Source organism: Ruminococcus sp. XPD3002, assembly GCA_900119535.1.
Classification (GTDB): Bacteria; Bacillota; Clostridia; order Oscillospirales; family Ruminococcaceae; genus Ruminococcus; species Ruminococcus flavefaciens_H.
In genome coordinates, this window is record FPJT01000013.1 from 1 (window position 1) to 16,811 (window position 16,811).

Annotated in this window: 16 protein-coding genes; 15 read left to right on the forward strand and 1 reads right to left on the reverse strand. The window is 45.1% G+C overall.

What is annotated here, in order from left to right; genetic code table 11:
- The 15 genes from BT127_RS11760 to BT127_RS11830 form a co-directional block, all read left to right on the forward strand.
- Positions 1–414, forward strand: a 414-nt coding sequence (locus BT127_RS11760; RefSeq protein ID WP_175541961.1) for an IS30 family transposase, incomplete at its 5' end; no start/stop codon positions are given.
- 534 nt (positions 415–948) lie between these two features.
- Complete coding sequence (locus BT127_RS11765) at positions 949–1,695, forward strand: alpha/beta hydrolase (RefSeq protein WP_075425192.1); 747 nt, start codon at positions 949–951, stop codon at positions 1,693–1,695.
- A 237-nt stretch (positions 1,696–1,932) separates the two neighbouring features.
- Complete coding sequence (locus BT127_RS11770; protein WP_075425193.1) at positions 1,933–2,262, forward strand: hypothetical protein; 330 nt, start codon at positions 1,933–1,935, stop codon at positions 2,260–2,262.
- A complete protein-coding gene (locus tag BT127_RS11775; protein ID WP_075425194.1) occupies positions 2,255–2,740 on the forward strand; it encodes a hypothetical protein in 486 nt (161 codons plus the stop codon). Before BT127_RS11770 ends, BT127_RS11775 begins: the two co-directional genes overlap by 8 nt.
- Positions 2,741–2,743: 3 nt before the next feature.
- Positions 2,744–2,932 carry a hypothetical protein gene (locus BT127_RS11780; protein ID WP_075425195.1) on the forward strand — a complete coding sequence of 63 codons (189 nt, stop codon included), beginning with the start codon at positions 2,744–2,746 and terminating at the stop codon, positions 2,930–2,932.
- 121 nt (positions 2,933–3,053) lie between these two features.
- Positions 3,054–4,607: a recombinase family protein gene (locus tag BT127_RS11785; RefSeq protein WP_075425196.1), complete on the forward strand. Its 1,554-nt coding sequence runs from the start codon at positions 3,054–3,056 to the stop codon at positions 4,605–4,607.
- Positions 4,608–4,920: 313 nt separating this feature from the next.
- A complete protein-coding gene (locus tag BT127_RS11790) occupies positions 4,921–6,654 on the forward strand; it encodes an ABC transporter ATP-binding protein/permease (RefSeq protein ID WP_075425197.1) in 1,734 nt (577 codons plus the stop codon).
- Positions 6,651–8,309 carry an amino acid ABC transporter ATP-binding/permease protein gene (locus BT127_RS11795; RefSeq protein ID WP_075425198.1) on the forward strand — a complete coding sequence of 553 codons (1,659 nt, stop codon included), beginning with the start codon at positions 6,651–6,653 and terminating at the stop codon, positions 8,307–8,309. Before BT127_RS11790 ends, BT127_RS11795 begins: the two co-directional genes overlap by 4 nt.
- 231 nt (positions 8,310–8,540) lie before the next feature.
- Positions 8,541–9,167, forward strand: coding sequence for a GNAT family N-acetyltransferase (locus tag BT127_RS11800; protein ID WP_075425199.1), 627 nt, complete (start codon positions 8,541–8,543; stop codon positions 9,165–9,167).
- 84 nt (positions 9,168–9,251) lie between these two features.
- Positions 9,252–9,740 (forward strand): hypothetical protein, encoded by a 489-nt coding sequence (locus BT127_RS11805; protein WP_075425200.1) that lies wholly within the window; start codon positions 9,252–9,254, stop codon positions 9,738–9,740.
- Positions 9,741–9,755: 15 nt separating this feature from the next.
- On the forward strand, positions 9,756–10,295 hold the full coding sequence (locus BT127_RS11810; RefSeq protein WP_318257232.1) for a DUF6796 family protein: 540 nt from the start codon (positions 9,756–9,758) through the stop codon (positions 10,293–10,295).
- 287 nt (positions 10,296–10,582) lie between these two features.
- Positions 10,583–11,209, forward strand: a complete 627-nt coding sequence (locus BT127_RS11815; protein WP_075425201.1) for a hypothetical protein — start codon at positions 10,583–10,585, stop codon at positions 11,207–11,209.
- Between the two features lie 547 nt (positions 11,210–11,756).
- Complete coding sequence (locus tag BT127_RS11820; RefSeq protein ID WP_075425251.1) at positions 11,757–12,443, forward strand: endonuclease V; 687 nt, start codon at positions 11,757–11,759, stop codon at positions 12,441–12,443.
- Positions 12,444–12,613: 170 nt separating this feature from the next.
- Positions 12,614–13,105 carry an RNA polymerase sigma factor gene (locus BT127_RS11825; RefSeq protein ID WP_075425202.1) on the forward strand — a complete coding sequence of 164 codons (492 nt, stop codon included), beginning with the start codon at positions 12,614–12,616 and terminating at the stop codon, positions 13,103–13,105.
- Positions 13,102–14,205: a zf-HC2 domain-containing protein gene (locus BT127_RS11830; RefSeq protein ID WP_075425203.1), complete on the forward strand. Its 1,104-nt coding sequence runs from the start codon at positions 13,102–13,104 to the stop codon at positions 14,203–14,205. Before BT127_RS11825 ends, BT127_RS11830 begins: the two co-directional genes overlap by 4 nt.
- 152 nt (positions 14,206–14,357) lie before the next feature.
- On the opposite strand, the gene BT127_RS11835 is transcribed toward BT127_RS11830, so the two are convergent.
- Entirely contained in the window at positions 14,358–16,487 is a 2,130-nt protein-coding gene (locus BT127_RS11835) for a leucine-rich repeat protein (protein ID WP_075425204.1), read from the reverse strand.
- Between the last annotated feature and the right edge of the window lie 324 nt (positions 16,488–16,811).

Consider the following 16,811-nt stretch of genomic DNA (forward strand, 5'->3'; position numbering starts at 1 on the left):
CTGATCGCAGTTCTTATTCGCAATTTTGATAGTAATACCGTCCAGGAAGCGATACTTAAAGCATTGGGAGAACTGAATCCGAAAAGCATTACCCTTGATAACGGAGCTGAATTTGCAAAGTTTCGGGAGTTTGAGAAGCAGCTTGACACAATAGTTTACTTTGCAGATCCGCATTCTCCGTGGCAGCGTGGCACGAATGAAAGTACCAATGACCAGCTTCGTTTCTGGTTCCCAAAGGGATTTGATTTCAGATCAGTTTCTCAGACCGATGTTGATCGCGTTGTGGCTTTCATAAACGCTCGACCTAGAATATGCCTCGGGGATAAATCGCCTGCTGAAGTTTTTTGTTGCACTTCATATTATAATCTGCCACTTTCCCCTGACAAGCCGTATAAAGTTTACGATTTTCCATAATCGTAATACTTTATACCGTGCTTGTGAAAATTGATCGGGCGTTTCACGCCCTCACTTGTTTTTCGCCGTTCTACGGCTATTTTTCACTCTCCTGCGTGTTTGGAGCTATGCGACTTTTCTCTGTATCCGCACGGCTCTGAGAGTATTTTACTGGGTTTCGGCGCAGTTATGATGCTGGGTGGGCGGCAGTCTGGTGAAACTATTTCCTCGGCTCTCCCTGAGCCGATTTTGAATGTCGATATGCTTATCGTTACATTCAAATTTCTGCCCCTCTTGACCGCCCATGAAAATACCCTTCTACTTTACTACCGACGTTTTTGAGAAAATGCTCATGATTTTCCGAAAAGTTTACAGTTTGTTCATGGCAATTCTCCCTCTTGCATAGTTTCAACACGGGATTTCTGTTTATGATGACGGTGATTTTGGAGGAGTATTTCTCGGAAATGGGATTGCATTTTCGGGGGCGGTGTATTATAATTTAGGGGTGAGAGTGGGCGGTCGGCTTGCTTAAAAATCCTAAAAATGTGGTGTAATATGAACTATAAAGAATTTGGCAAGGATAATCCCAAAACGATAATACTTCTCCACGGCGGTGGACTGTCATGGTGGAATTACCGTGAGGAAGCAGAAGCTCTAAAAGATGAATACCATGTCGTTATCCCGATATTAGACGGTCACGCAGGGAGTGATAAGCATTTTACTACGATCGAGAATAATGCCTGCGACATTATTTCTTTCATACAGGAACACTTGGGCGGTCATGTTTTTCTGATCGGTGGATTATCCCTCGGCGGTCAGATCTTGCTCGAAATGCTGTCACAGCAAGGCGATATATGTAAGCACGCTATTATAGAAAGTTCAATGGCTGTTTCGTCAAAATTCACCCATGCTTTGATACGTCCGGCATTTGGATGCAGTTATCCGCTTATCAGGCAGAAATGGTTTTCCAAACTGCAATTTCGGCAACTGCGTATGAAGCCTGAATTGTTTGACGATTACTACCGTGATACCTGTCTGATACAAAAGAAGGATATGATTGCTTTTCTCAAAGCGAATACATCATATAGGTTAAAGGAGTCGGTCAAACGGTGTTCGGCAGATGTCCATATTTACTTTGGAGAGAAGGAAAATCAGGGTATCAAAAAATCTGCCCGTGTTATCCGTGAAGCATTTCCTGTTAGTTCGATAACGGGGCTGCCGGAAATGTATCACGGAGATTTTTCTATCAATCATTCCCATGATTACATTAACGCTATCATGGCAATTGCCAATGGAGCATAATGTTGTTTCATAATTTAATTTCAACTGAATATCTCACTCCAATGCAGAGCAACACCAGCTCTGCATTTTTTATGCCCGATTCAAAATTCCACATAACAATTTCACGATAAGAAAAGTTTTATGGCGCACTCAACTTCATGCGCACTGCGAATAGACTTTCACCCCGAAAGTGCGCTATAATTTTAGTATGGGCTGAGTAGTTCAGCTCTACTAAAATATCAGAATGGTGGTGATGATATGGCTACAACTTCTATCGCTGACAAGCTGGCGAAGCTCGAAAAGAAGATCGCCAAGCGTGAGAAAGCTATCGCTGACGAGACAAAGGAGCTTGATAAGGATAGGGCAGAATATAACAAGCTCTACATCATGTTCCTGTCCGACAAGTATAAGCTGAGTGGCAAGGAACTTTTCTCCGCTATCGAGCGTGAGCATGAACAGCTTGAAAAGCTCCGTGAGGGTGAGCAGTCCGATGATGATGCGGACAGCACTTCTACGGTCGGTGATACTGCTGTAAGGCACGGCAGTTTTCCCCGTAACAACATGAGCGAGGGGGCATTGAATGAGTGATTACATCTATCATATCGGTGACGATTTTGATTGTATCAATAAAGATTATGTTATCCTGTCCACGGATAAGGGACAGCAGATAACTGTTGCCCTCGCTGCAAGCGGAGTGCCTTTCAAGGGGCGCTATGATAATGAAAATATCTTCTTCGATTATGACCGCAATTACAAGGAGTCCGTTGATGAAATTATTGCAAAATTCACCTCGGACGAGTATGCCGAACAGCGTAAGAAAATCACGGAGTATAAGGGCGATGACCGCCTTTATTTCCTGCCTGCCATCGCTAAAATTCTGCGTATGACAGAGGGAACGCTCCGCCGCAGACCTATGGATATTCAGCTCGCCGTCTGCAAGCGATATGTCGATAACTGGTACTGCGATACTTACACAATTCAGCATGAGCTGAAAGATGCTATGATGCTGATAACAAAACCCGAAATGACAGACAGCGAGAAAGAAAAAGCTGTCGGAAAGGACTAAAATTTGAATACAACATCTGCCGTAGAAAAGAGAGAGAAGGCAGTTGACTATGTATCTGATGAGGGTATAAAAGTCAGGGTAACTTATCCTGACAATGTGAACGATACTATCAGACAGCAGAAGATCAACAAGATGTATGATATTTTCCTCGGTGCAATGCGCCGCAACGGAACAGAAGAAACAACTGAATGATCTGGCAATCTGCCGAAAAAGAATTACAGTTACGATTATGCTGTTGCAATTTTCGGACGGTTGCGCTATGATATAGATGTAAAACCAACCGTCCGATTGCAAACGCAATTGGAGGTCAACAATGAGAAAATCAACTAAAACAAACGACGGTATCACGGCAATTTACGTTCGTCGATCCGTCAGCGACAAGGATAAGGGCAACAATTCGCTGTCCATTTCCGCACAGAAGGAGGAGTGTATCAGGTTTGTGGGAGAATGCGATTATCGTATCTATTGCGATGACGGCAAGTCGGGCAAAGATGTGATGCACCGTCCCGCATTTATGCAGATGATGAGCGATGCCCGTGAGGGACTTATCAGCAGAATTATCGTGAAAAAGTATGACCGTTTCAGCAGAAACATGAGAGAGTATCTTAACATCACGGACGAGCTTGACCGCTACGGCGTGACCGTTTACTCCCTCTCCGAGCCGTTCAATACGGAGACAAAAGAGGGACGAATGATGCGAAATAATCTGCTGAATTTTGCGGAGTTTGAGCGTGAGACGATCGCCGCAAGAGTGGCTGATGCCTTCCAGACTAAGGCAAGAGAAACAGGCTTCTATCAGGGCGGTAAAGTTCAGTTCGGCTATACTCCCGAAAGACGGACTATTAACGGCAAAACAGGCTCGGTGCTTGTTCCCTCGGAGAATGCCGAAGCGGTGCGTGTGGCGTATGACCTGTATCAGCACCCTGAAAACTCTTTGACCGATATTATCCGCTACATGACGGAGAACGGTATCAATGCTTCAAGACCGACACCACGCATAAAGACAGGCATTTCCAATCTTGACAGGTCGCACCTGAGCCGTATTCTTGAAAATCCGCTGTATGTTCGTGCGGATAAAGAAGTGTATCGTTATTTTCTTTCCAAAGGATATGAAACGCTTGACGATATTGAAGCCTATGACGGTATTCACGGTTTGCTCGTTCACGCCGGGTTTGATGATACGCATTTTGTCAAGGTAGCCTACCATGAGGGGCTTGTGCCTGCGGAAACGTGGCTGAGAGTGCAGGACAGGAAGGCGCATCAGAGCAAGTTCCCGACAAACGGCAAGGCTATGAATTCTTGGCTTGTGGGTATGGTGAAATGTGCCTGCTGTGGCTATGCGATGCACTTCAATCACTGTGCGAACAGAAAAGGTGTGGTGTATCATCGCTTCATCGACTACGGCAAGTTCGCGCTGAACGGCTGTCCCACTCCGCCCATTCAGTTAAAGCCGAAACAGGTCGAGGACGCTATGCTGAAAGAAATGCAGAAACGTATCGAACAGCTCAAAATCGCAAAGCGTGAGGACAGCAAGCACGACACCGAAACAGAGAGTATCAAGACGGAGATCATTCGCATTGACAGCAAGATACAGAAGCTCATGGAAAAGCTCGCTGATGCGGACAGCGTACTCTTTGATTACATTCAGAAGCGTGTGAGCGCCCTGCACGAACAGAAGTCGGAGCTTGATAAAAAAATTCAGACTATGTGCCGTAAGCGTAAAGCGATAGAAACAAAGCCTTTGGAAGAACCTATAAAGCAGTGGGATAAACTGACGGTTCAGGAGAAGCACGATGTAGCGGCAGCTATGATCGATGTCGTGCTTATATCCGATGGAACAGGTATTGAGGTGAAATTCAGCATTTGAAAATGTGCGGAATTTCGGTATTTTTTAGTGTTGATAAGGTGATGCGTAGGGCGTACTGTAAACAAAATCATTTCGTCTCCCTCCACACGGAGGGAGTGGATTGAAATTTACCGATAGAAGTCCATTCACCGCTGTCCATCATATCTCCCTCCATACGGAGGGAGTGGATTGAAATATTAAATGGGTCATCAAAGCCTTGTGCGGTGTGGAACTGCAAAGCTCGCAGATTGGCGGAAAACCGTTTATCATGCCGATTGAAAAAGAGACAGGAGTATGATATAATAATTGTATATTCCTTGATTGGAGTGATCTTATGTTTGATAAACGACTGACGCAGCTATGTCCCGAAAGTAAAAAATACATTATGGGCAATATTATTCTGCAATGGCTGGAGCTTGCGCTGAATACTGTTATGATAATCACGGTCGCAAAAACGATCAGCAAGCTATATTACAAAGAATGGACGATGAGCGACCTGACTTTGCCGATCATCGTGATTCTGGCAACACTTGTCATTCGCTTCTTTACAGCACAGGGAGCAACAAGAATGAGCTATCTTGCGTCAAAAACCGTCAAGCAGAAGCTCCGTGAGCTGATATACGGCAAGCTGCTCAAACTCGGCAGCAAGTACCGTGAACAGGTCACAACAGCAGAGCTTGTGCAGGAGTCCGTTGAGGGCGTTGACCAGTTGGAAAGCTATTTCGGACTTTACGTTCCGCAGTTTTTCTACGCATTTATCGCCCCGATCACGCTGTTTTTTCTATTCGGATTCGGCGGAAGCTGGGCAACTGCAACTGTACTTCTGGTCTGTGTACCGCTTATCCCCGGTGCGATCATGATGGTGCAGAAAATAGCAAAAAAGCTGCTATCGAAATATTGGGGACAGTACGCACAGCTTGGCTCAACATTCCTCGAAAACTTGCAGGGCATGACCACGCTGAAAACTTATCAGGCAGATGAGTTTAAGAACGAGCAGATGAACGAGGAATCCGAGCATTTTCGTTTCGTGACAATGAAGGTGCTGACCATGCAGCTCAATTCCATTATCATCATGGACTTCTTCGCATACGGCGGTGCGGCACTTGGTATTTTAATGGCGACAAGAGCCTTTGTCAAGGGCAACCTTGCGCTTGCAAACTGCATTTTTATGATACTGCTTTCGGCTGAATTTTTCCTGCCCATGAGAAAACTCGGCAGCTATTTCCATGTTGCCATGAACGGAATGGCGGCAAGCGACAAGATATTCAAATTCCTGAAGCTGGACGAGCCTGCTGAGAAAACTGCGGTCTGCACATCGGGAGATATTCAGCTTGAAAACGTGCATTTCTCCTATGATGAAAACCGTGAGATCCTGCACGGTATCAGCATGAATATCCCCGAAAACAGCTTTGTGGGTATTGTCGGTGAAAGCGGCTGCGGCAAATCGACTGTTGCTTCACTCCTTATGGGACGCAATACGATCAACAGCGGAACGCTGACCATCAGCGGCACGAATACTGCCGATGTGACAGAGGAATCTCTTATGAAAACGCTGACTTATGTCAGCCACAACAGCACATTTTTCAAGGGAACTGTCCGTGAAAATCTGATGCTTGCAAAGCCGAATGCAGATTCACAAGAGTTATGGAGTGTTCTCGACCGCTGCAACCTCTCTGCGTTTCTGAAATCTGAAAACGGTCTGGACACCGTTCTGCTCGAAAATGCCGGAAATCTCTCAGGCGGTCAGAGGCAGAGACTTGCCCTTGCAAGAGCGATCCTGCACGATTCTCCTGTTTACATTTTCGACGAGGCAACGAGCAATATTGACGTAGAATCGGAGGAAGTGATCCTCTCCGAAATTCGTAAACTTGCGAAAAACAAGACCATTATCATGATAAGCCACCGCCTTGCAAATGTGGCTGACGCAGACAATATTTACTGCCTTGAAAGCGGAAATATCACTGAAAGCGGCACTCATGAGGAACTGCTGAAAAAGGGCGGTACTTATGCAAAGCTATGGCGCACACAGGCAGAGCTTGAAAGCTACGGAAAGGAGGCAAGGGCATGAAAAAACGTTCAAAAGCAGGTACATTGCTGAAAATGCTCGGACTTGTCAAGCCGCTGACAGGCTTCATGTGCCTTGCCGTCCTGACGGGTACGCTTGCTTTCTTGGCAGTGCAGTTTATCCCGATTTTAGGCGGATTTGCGGTGCTGCACGGACTCGGACACGACACACCGATCGGAATTACGGCAATATGGGTATGCCTTGTGCTGTTTGCACTTCTGAGGGCAGTTCTCCGCTACACAGAACAGCGCACCAATCACTACATCGCCTTCACGCTCCTTGCAATTATCCGTGACAAGGTCTTTCAGGCACTCCGCAAGCTGTGTCCTGCGAAGCTGGAAGGGCGTGACAAGGGCGATTTAATCAGCCTTATCACCTCCGATGTTGAGCTGCTGGAAGTGTTCTATGCCCACACCATTTCACCGATCTGCATTGCGTTTCTGGTGGAGCTTGCTATGGTGATCTTCATCGGCAGCTATCACTGGTCGCTTGGTCTGCTTGCGCTCTGTGCCTTCGTCAGCGTGGGCGTGATACTGCCGCTTATCATCTCCAAACGAAGCGGAAATACAGGCGATGAGATCAGAGCGCAGTCCGGCGAGCTTGCGGCATACGTCCTTGAAAACATAAGAGGACTGGACGAAACCGTGCAGTACGGAAACGGTATGCAGCGTATGGACGGCATGAATCGAAAGACACAGCAGCTTACCGAAAATCAGGGTAAACTGAACAAGCTGACAGGTTTCAATCTTGCGCTTGCAAATACATTTATCCTTGTGTTTGACATTGCAATGCTCCTGCTTTCGGCACATCTTTACAGCAAGGGCATCACCGATTTTTCAGGATTTATCATTCCGCTGATCGCTCTGATGTCAAGCTACGGACCGGTGTCAGCGCTTGCAAATCTGGGAACAACGCTCCAAAGCACTATCGCTTCCGGCGGTCGTGTTCTGGATATTATCGAAGAAACGCCCGAAACTGAGGAGATCACCGGAAAGCAGAACGTTTCATTCAGCGGTGCGGACTGCGAGAACGTCACATTCAGCTACGGCGGCGATGTTGTGCTGAAAGATTTCTCCATGAAATTCCCCGAAAACAAGATCGTCGGCGTGATCGGTAAATCAGGCAGCGGTAAGTCAACTCTGCTGAAACTGCTCATGCGTTTCTGGAAAACGACGAACGGTACTGTGAATATCTCGGGTACGAATATTGAGAACATCAACACCGCAAATCTGCGTGATATGGAGAGCTACATGACGCAGGAAACTCAGCTCTTCAAGGATACGATCGCAAACAATATCCGAATCGGTCGGCTGGATGCAACTGACGATGAAGTGATCGCAGCCTGCAAAAAGGCATCTATCCACGATTTTATTATGACACTTCCGAATACATACGAAACGCAGGTCGGTGAGCTTGGCGAAACCCTTTCAGGCGGTGAAAGACAGCGTATCGGTCTTGCAAGAGCATTCCTCCATGATGCGCCGTTCATGCTTTTGGACGAGCCTACAAGCAACCTCGACAGCCTTAATGAAGCGGTGATCCTCCGTTCGCTGAAAGAGGAATCTGCCGGAAAGACCGTTGTTCTGGTGTCGCACAGAGCCTCTACCATGCGTATCGCAGGTGTGACACATTCCGTAGAAAACGGACGAGTCAGCTGATGAATAAGACAGAATTATTACATAAGAGCCGTTTTTCTGAAACGGCTTTTATTTTTTGCGTTTTAGTGCAAACGAAGAAATGATCGGGAGAGCTGAAAGGAAAAGTGTATCAATAAATGAATCAAAATAAGGAAATATCTTGCAAAACTTGTAATACTGTGCTATAATTAGTTAGTAAGTTCTAACAAACTGATACGATTTTAAGGTCACTGAGTGAAGAAAGGGTTCACTATGAAAAAGATACGTTCATTATCAAAGGCTAAAATCGACGAAATATCCGCACTTATCGGCGCTTCCTTCTGGGACTGGCCATATGAGGAGGGCGAGGGCGGTCTGAAGCCGTTTTTCCCATCAAAAGAGGCAATGACAGAGTACATGAAGTCCTTTGTCATAGCAGGTATCGAAAGCGGAACTTTTTACAGTACCGACAACGGCGAAGGCTACATCCTCATAACCGACACCAACGGAAATCATCCGAATTTCGGGAGCATAGTCCGCATGGCAAAGCGAATGAAGAATGCTCTGGGCGGTTGGGGAAAGCTGTTTTCCTTTCTGAAACAAGCTAACAGCGGAAGTAAAGGCAAGCCTCTTGAGATACAGATGAAAAAGCAGAAAAAGCCATATGTTAAGGTGGAAATGCTCATCGTCACCGAAAAATATCAGGGACAGGGGTATATGCGTAAGCTCATGGAGTTCGCCTACAGAATGGCTGACAAAAACGGATGTCCCTGTATTCTTGATACCGATGCAAAGGGAAAATGCGACCGCTATGTTCACCTGGGAATGAAGCTTGTGCAGACTCGTGAAGCGGCAGGCTGCAAGATATACGACCTGATGTACAGCAAGGGAGATACATGATGATAGTTACGATTATGCTGACATTGTGCAGTATCATTCTGCTGTGTATTATGAGTTCTTTCACAAAGATATGGGAGGTCGCTTATGATAGTATTTCAGCTTTTTTTGTACTGTATGCTGTTCACTGCTATGGTCAGGTTTTCCGTCCGAGGCGGTGCTGTGAACGGACTTTATTTCTACCCGAAAGCTGTTCAGGAGAGAGCTTTTCAGATCGGCATTTCCGACAGGGATACTATGGCGAAAAAACGCAAACGCTTTATGACTGCCTTTTACATCGTCATGTTCACTGCACTTCTGCTGATAATTGCAGTATGGAATAAGGTCAGCACTTTTAAAACTGCCTATTTTCAGGCGCTTCTCTTCCTTGAAGTTATGAACGTATATGACGGAATCGTCATCGACAAGCTTTGGGTGGGACACAGTAAATTCTGGGTGCTGAAAGGCACCGAGGATATCCCGTTTGTCCAGACGTGGAGACAGGTACTTAAAAAGCGCTCGTTCCTTGCAGTAATATGGATAGCGGGTGCGGCTATCGTTGCAGGAGCGGTCATTCTGCTGACAAAAATAGTATAATGGAAGGATGTAAATATGGGAACATTTAATGATATCGGAATCGACAGCCGACTTGACTGGCAGAGAATACGCAAGCTTTTGGTGATAGGCTTGTTTGGCGGTTGCATGACCTTTGTGGGAGACTGGCTGCTGGGGTACGGATTTTGTGACGAAAGCCTGAACGGACTTGAAAGGAAGCTGTCACAGTATCTTGTTCTATCCGACGGGAAACTGTTCTGGTCGGCATTTCTTGGACTTATAGGCATTTCTCTGGAGGGACTCTGCTATTTCGGCATCTGTATACTCATTGCAAGAGGGAGCAAAAAACTTGCACATGTATTCAGTCGAGGTGTATTCGGGTATATGCTCTTTGCTGCCTGCGGAGTTCATGTTCCATGCCTGGCGGCTGTGTTTTTCTATAAGCACATGATGCTGCATGATCCCGATGCCGCTTTTGATCTGACGGTAAAATTCGGTTTGTATTTCCTTTTGCCTGCGCTGATACTGTTTCTGATATTCTTTTTTGTAATGAGCGGAGTGCAGATCGCCGCCTTTGCCAAAGGGCTGACGCCTTAATCAACTCCGACTAGTAAAAGCCTCACATGAAACCATGTGAGGCTTTTGTCATATATTAGCCATGTATTAAATAAGAAACATCATGCGGTATGCTAAGAAAAAGCTTTTTTGGAAAACCTGCACTACGTGCAGGGAGTTAGATTGGCATTGGGTAGATAAAATATAGAATTGCTATATAATATAACTTTCATCAGTATTATTGACATTATATATCATATATGGTATAATATGTACAACAGAAATCTTGTTCGATTAAACCTATTCTTATTTTTTTAGGAGGGATTACTATGATGGCTTATATATTAATGATCGTAATGCTGTCAATGCTCGTTTACTTAAACAGAAACCATGAGCTAGCTTTTTCGAATCAGTGCATTTCTATCCGAAAGCAAGAAGATGAAGATATGGCTTCCGACAGAGCAAACCTAATTTATGAAGAAAAGTCGGGTGGCAATCCATATTATAACGGCGAGAATACTTACGGTCCAACCGCACAGAACTACGACCCAGTCGGCGGAATCGACATAGCCGCAGAAGAGCGCGGTTATCATAGGGCACCAAACGGTAACGAGCTTGCTGCTAAAACACTCGTAAGCACAATTGGTGTCGACGGCAGAAACTCCACAACCGCTGGAGTAGACCAGTGTAACGCTGCATACCTGGGAGCTGAAAGAACATTTGACGCATATGGCGGCTACGCCAACGTCGGCACGAGCACAGTTCAGCATCAGCGCGTACTGTACTCGCAGACAATCACCGAAGAAATGGAGCGTCGAATGGATGAATCATGCGCAAAGCTCGAAAGAGAAAGAAACCGCACGCTCCTCCAGAAAATCGGTGATCTCGCAATCGGATACGCGTTACTCTTCGGCATTATCTTCGGCGTATGGGCTATCTTCCACTTCATTTTCTGACAACAAACCATGATCAACACGCCCGCGACTTCGGTTGCGGGCATTTTCTTTGGCAAAAACTTAGCCTCCAAAGGTCAGCCTAAAGCCTCTTTTATCTGCTCATTTTCTTATATTTACGCAACTTTCGCATAAGCTTGATTCTGCCCCAGATACTCGTGCTGTTTCAAACACGCATCATCGGTCTCTTATTCCTGACTATGAGGAGCGTGGCTTGTAACATACTTGACATGCTTTCAGACAGGTGATATAATAAAATTCTCCATTAGTATGGATGAAATGGATATTATTGCTCCCCCAACTAACTCCTGAATTTTCTTGCTTGTCCTGACAGCGAAATACTGCGTCAGAAAGTCTTGAAATGCGACAGCATTTCTGCGGCTTTCTTCCTTGCCTTTCTCTGCCAGTCCGTCGCAATATTTCTTCAAGAGTTAATTGGTGGAGCAATAAAAATCCCGTGAAACGCACTCACATTATTTGACAGTCGGACGGTGTGACGTGCTTCAACGATCAAATAATAAAGGAGTGCTGAACAGTGGATATAAACGAAATGCAGGAAGAATTCCTGAAAAAGCAGAATGAACTCGGAAACAGGATCAATACAGCCGATAACTTCGATATAGCTTCGCTGAAACTGGTTGCAGGCGTTGACCTTGCTTATTGGAAACATAATGACGATGAATACGCTGTTTGCTGTATCGTTGTGATAGATTTTGCTACTCACGAGGTCGTGGAAAAGAAGAACTTCAGCGGAAAGATAGATGTACCTTATATGCCGGGATTTCTGGCGTTCAGGGAACTGCCTCTCATTCTGAAAACAGTTGAGATGCTTGAAAACGTCCCTGATCTTTATGTTTTTGACGGCAATGGGTATCTGCATCCGCGTCATATGGGTATAGCCACACATGCTTCATTTTACATTAATAAGCCGACGATCGGTATAGCAAAAACATATTTCCGTGTTGACAAAATTACCGATTATACAGAGCCCGAAAACGAAGCAGGAAGCTTCACGGATATCGTGATCGGCGGTGAAACATACGGCAGGGCTTTGAGGACTCATAAAAATGTCAAGCCTGTATTTATCTCTGTCGGAAATAATATCTCTCTTGATACTGCCTGTGAGCTTGCCATGAAGCTGACCGATAAAGAGAGCCACATACCGCTTCCGACACGTTTAGCCGATCTTGAAACACATATCGCAAGAGAGGCGGAGAAAAACATAATGGGCGTGTGATTCGTGAGATAGTGCTGCCCGATTGCCAATACAGTGTAACGATAAAACAAATGTCCTGAGGGCACAGCTTTTCAGGACTTTTTGTTTTTTCAGAAATTTTTTTGAAAAATCTGTAACATTACTGTATCCTCAGTTGTCAAATGTACAGAAGCACGAAAGGAGGCGATGAAATGAAGGAAGAGCTTGACGAGATATACCGTCTGTATGCAGGTGATGTATACCGCTATTTATTCAGTCTTTGCAGAAACGAACACCTTGCACAGGACCTTCTTCAGGACGTCATGCTGAAGGCAGTTACAGGGTTCGACAAATTCCGCGGGGATTCTTCGGTAAAGACGTGGCTTTTTACTATTGCAAAGAATCTCTATCTCAATCATGTAAAGCGTGCAGACAATCGTAATCTTCCGATAGAGGAAGAAGTGCTCAGGTCAGAGGACAACCTGGAAGAAAGGATAATGGATCAGTCGCAGGCTCTTCACATTCATCGCCTTGTACACTCTCTTGATGATCCTTACCGTGAGGTCTTTACCCTGAGAGTTTTTGCCGAGCTTAAGTTCGATGATATCGGAGCTGTTTTCGGAAAAACAGGGAACTGGGCGAGAGTGTCCTACTATCGTGCCAAAGAAAAAATACTATCAATGATGAAGGAGGATCAGATATGAAATGTAATATAGTCAAGGACCTTCTGCCGCTGTATGCGGAGGGACTTTGCAGCGGCGAGACCGCTGAGGAAATAAGAGAGCATCTTGAAGGATGCCCTGAGTGCAGCAAGCTTGCGGAGTGTGATCTTGCAGCAGGAAAGGTGCCCGAGCCAGAAGAAGCAACTGCAATGAAGAAGGTAAACAAGAGCTTCAAAAAGAAGAAAGTCATCATAAGGATACTCAGCGGACTTCTGACAGCTGTACTTCTTGTGACGGGCGTTCTCACTGTCGGACAGGCGGTAAAGGTACCGTATCTGCCGAGCTTCGAGACACTTATAACAAAGCATTACGCAAAGAGAATGGTGGAAAGCCTTACTAACGGCTACTTTGAAGGTTTTTTAACCGAACTATCATATGACTATATGGAAGAAACTCACCTTGACGGTGAATTCTATGAAGAATTATCATATGACCTCATTAAAAATGATGCTGAGGCAATAAAGAATGCATACGACGCTGTTTACAGGGACACTGAACTGAAAAATTATAAGCTGAAATGCTGCTATGGCGGTCAGATTCGCGGCACAGCCAAAAGTGTCATGTGTACAGCTGATCTGGAGTATGTGGACGGCAGAACTCAGCAGCTGGTAATGATAAAGAATACAGACGGTCTGTACAAGGTTTTCACTATGGCTCATAATACAGACGAGGAGAAGAAACTCAGCGATACACTGTCGTATGTATCTCTCAGAAACATCTGGAACACAAGCGGCTGGTTAGAGAATGCGATAGTACGTGACAAGGCGCTCAATACTACAAAAAACCTGATGGAGGACTATTTCGTATCTGACGGTGTCACCGACAATATGGATGCACTCTATTCAAGCGGATACAGGATAACTGATTCGGTATTCTCAGGAAGATGCTATGATACACAGAAAAAGGAATTCTTCTATAAGGTCAGTGTTACCGCAGAGGACGACAAGGGCAGCGCAGTTCTCAACACAAGGCTGCATTTCGATGAGAACGGCATATATTCACCAAAACCTGAGGAATGCAGTATCATTTCTGACGGATGCGGAAAGGACCTTGAGGAGAAGCTTCTGCATTTCTTCGGCTGACATATCCTTTAAAACTCTGAAAAATAAAAGCTGCATATAAAAGAAAACAGCCCCGTATTTTGCGTAAATGCGGGGCTGTTCAGTGTCTATGGCATATTTTGACTGTTACGTAATGAGATCAGATAGTTGAAGGCTCAATGTTTATGATAGTTTTAACGGTTCTGTTTAATAAAATCTGCAAAAGCAGCTGTTCCGCCTGTGGACATGTATCCGTAGTATTGCAGTATCAATGTAGCATCAGATGCATCTATCCTGCCGTCACTGTTTACATCAGCGGCTTTCTGCTGTTCCGCATCAAGCTCGCATTGTCCGCCTGTTGACATGATAGAGTAATTGACAAGGACCAGTGTAGCATCATTTGCATCTGTTTTACCGTCGCCGTTCGGATCGCCAAGAGCGTATTTAGTCCCTTCGGTAACGGATGCAGTTGCAGCTGTGGAAGTTACTGAAGTGGACACAGTTGAAGCAGAAGCCGTAGTTGAAGTCTCAGCGGACGTTGAAGTGTCCGTAGTCGATGCCGAGGTCATATCAGTTAAAGTTGATACTGTTGCAGTTGTTGAACTTACGGCAGTGGTCACAGCTGTGGTCGTAGCTGAAACAGGAACCTCTATGCCCAGTTCTCCCTCATCGTTTACCGAAAGAGTACCGTTTGAGCTTATCAGAGGCAGGTATCGCTTAAGGGTTGAAGCACTGATGTACTTTCCGAGTCCGTTTGTAAGTGTACCTGATGATTCAGCGTAAACGCTCACATCGGCGGATGTTATGGGACCGCTGATATTTACAGTCTTTCCCTTCGGCATATAAATACCGCCTTTTCCGCCTTTGATACTGATATTACCGCTCAGATTGACCGTACCTCTTTTCGGGAATTTAAAGCCGTGATCCTGATCGCTCGATATTTTTCCTCCTGAAATATTAACGATGCATTCCAAAGGCGAACCGCTTACAGCAGGTCCCAGGTCTGAGTGGAATTCTCCGCCTGTTATGTTGAGTGTACCTGCAAAGGTATCTGCGAGCCATATGGAATAAACGTTGGTTTTTCCGTTCTCGGCAGAGGAGGTTTTCAGATTTCCTCCCATAAGGTTTATGATTCCGTCTTTTGTTCTTACGGAAAGGGCGTGGCTGTAGTATCCTGTTATCTCGCCGCCGTAAAAATCAAAGCTTCCGTCATTTATCCTTACTGTTGCGCAGACTGTTTTCTTATCATAGCCGTAAAAGTTACCGCCGCAGATAGTCAGCTTGTTATATGAAGTTATAAGGTTGCTGTCCTCCGTACAGATGACGGTTCCCTTTTTCCCGGGATCGCTGTCCCTGATTGTAACACTGCTGTTGCATATGATCTCGGGAGTTTTTACGGTATGACCGTTCAGATCAAGATCGAGTATACCGTTTATTGTGGTATAGCTTTTAACGTTCACATCGCAGTCCAGTTTATAAACGCCTGCAAGGGGCAGACTGTCCGTCCGCTTCCATAGCCTTTCTTCGCTTTCAACGAAATCCAGACCATTCTTCTCTGCAAATGTCTCGGCAGCCGAATCCTTGAATCCGCAGATAGTATCTATCTTACTGTCCCTCAGTGCGTTTCCGTTTATCATTGTAACTTCCGAAGGGATAAAAAGTGAAGTAAATGTCGTACCTGCAAATACGTCATTCTGTATTGCAGTAACCGAATCAGGGATATCGACTTCCTTCAGCTTCGCACAATTTCTGAAAGCGTTGCTGTAAAGTGCGGTTAAAGACTGAGGAAGTACAACAGATTCAAGTTCCTTACAGTCCATGAACATACTGTTTGTATCAAGTGTAACTGTCGATTCGGGGATAACTAACGACTTAAGGGATGTACCGCTGAAAGCGTACTGACCGATACTTGTTACGGAATCAGGGATAGTGAGACTTGTAAGTGAAGTGCAGTTTTCAAATGCAAATTCGCCGATACCGTTCAATGATCTGGGTAATTCCACCGAACTGATCCCGGGGCAGGATGAGAACGAGTAATTGCCTATTTGCGTTACGCCGTTTTCGATAACCACAGTCTTTATCTTATCGTTATCGGAAAATGGACTTTTACCTTCTGCAAAGTCGGATATAGTGCCATTTCCGCTGATAGTCAGTTTACCTTCACTGTCAAGGGTATAGGTCACGCTGCTGCCGCATTCTCCTGTGAGGACTGATGCAGTATCAGCTGCTGAGATAGTGAATTTCTCATGAATATCCGGATAAGAAAAATAACACGTCAAAACGGACACACTGAGCAATGCTGAGAATAGTTTTTTTGTTATCATAAATAAGTCTCCTGTTAAATAATATCTTTAATTTATCATATCACAAAAAACGGATAAAGTCAATTTCAGTTACCGAACAGCTTTAATCCGGAAGCTTTGAAGGATGATCGTGTGATCTGTACACAGGGGTGAAGCATACGGCATTTCTATTAACTTTTCGGCGGTGCTATGCTCGGAAATATCGGGGATCTCTTGCAAAAAGACCATCAGAACTTTATCGGATGAAAACTCCGCAGGAAAAATACAGGGCTTACTGTTTTTGACAAACAAATCGTGATATGCTATACTATAAAAAGTGCAAAGCTGATTCATGATGCAATAGAA

Bases quoted from the DNA above. Each gene is read 5' to 3' on its own strand.
- BT127_RS11805 (WP_075425200.1), top strand. From the start codon at position 9,252: ATGATAGTATTTCAGCTTTTTTTGTACTGTATGCTGTTCACTGCTATG.
- BT127_RS11775 (WP_075425194.1), top strand. From the start codon at position 2,255: ATGAGTGATTACATCTATCATATCGGTGACGATTTTGATTGTATCAAT.
- BT127_RS11810 (WP_318257232.1), top strand. From the start codon at position 9,756: ATGGGAACATTTAATGATATCGGAATCGACAGCCGACTTGACTGGCAG.
- BT127_RS11825 (WP_075425202.1), top strand. From the start codon at position 12,614: ATGAAGGAAGAGCTTGACGAGATATACCGTCTGTATGCAGGTGATGTA.
- BT127_RS11795 (WP_075425198.1), top strand. From the start codon at position 6,651: ATGAAAAAACGTTCAAAAGCAGGTACATTGCTGAAAATGCTCGGACTT.
- BT127_RS11770 (WP_075425193.1), top strand. From the start codon at position 1,933: ATGGCTACAACTTCTATCGCTGACAAGCTGGCGAAGCTCGAAAAGAAG.
- BT127_RS11835 (WP_075425204.1), bottom strand. From the start codon at position 16,487: ATGATAACAAAAAAACTATTCTCAGCATTGCTCAGTGTGTCCGTTTTG.
- BT127_RS11820 (WP_075425251.1), top strand. From the start codon at position 11,757: ATGCAGGAAGAATTCCTGAAAAAGCAGAATGAACTCGGAAACAGGATC.
- BT127_RS11765 (WP_075425192.1), top strand. From the start codon at position 949: ATGAACTATAAAGAATTTGGCAAGGATAATCCCAAAACGATAATACTT.
- BT127_RS11790 (WP_075425197.1), top strand. From the start codon at position 4,921: ATGTTTGATAAACGACTGACGCAGCTATGTCCCGAAAGTAAAAAATAC.
- BT127_RS11815 (WP_075425201.1), top strand. From the start codon at position 10,583: ATGATGGCTTATATATTAATGATCGTAATGCTGTCAATGCTCGTTTAC.
- BT127_RS11785 (WP_075425196.1), top strand. From the start codon at position 3,054: ATGAGAAAATCAACTAAAACAAACGACGGTATCACGGCAATTTACGTT.
- BT127_RS11800 (WP_075425199.1), top strand. From the start codon at position 8,541: ATGAAAAAGATACGTTCATTATCAAAGGCTAAAATCGACGAAATATCC.
- BT127_RS11830 (WP_075425203.1), top strand. From the start codon at position 13,102: ATGAAATGTAATATAGTCAAGGACCTTCTGCCGCTGTATGCGGAGGGA.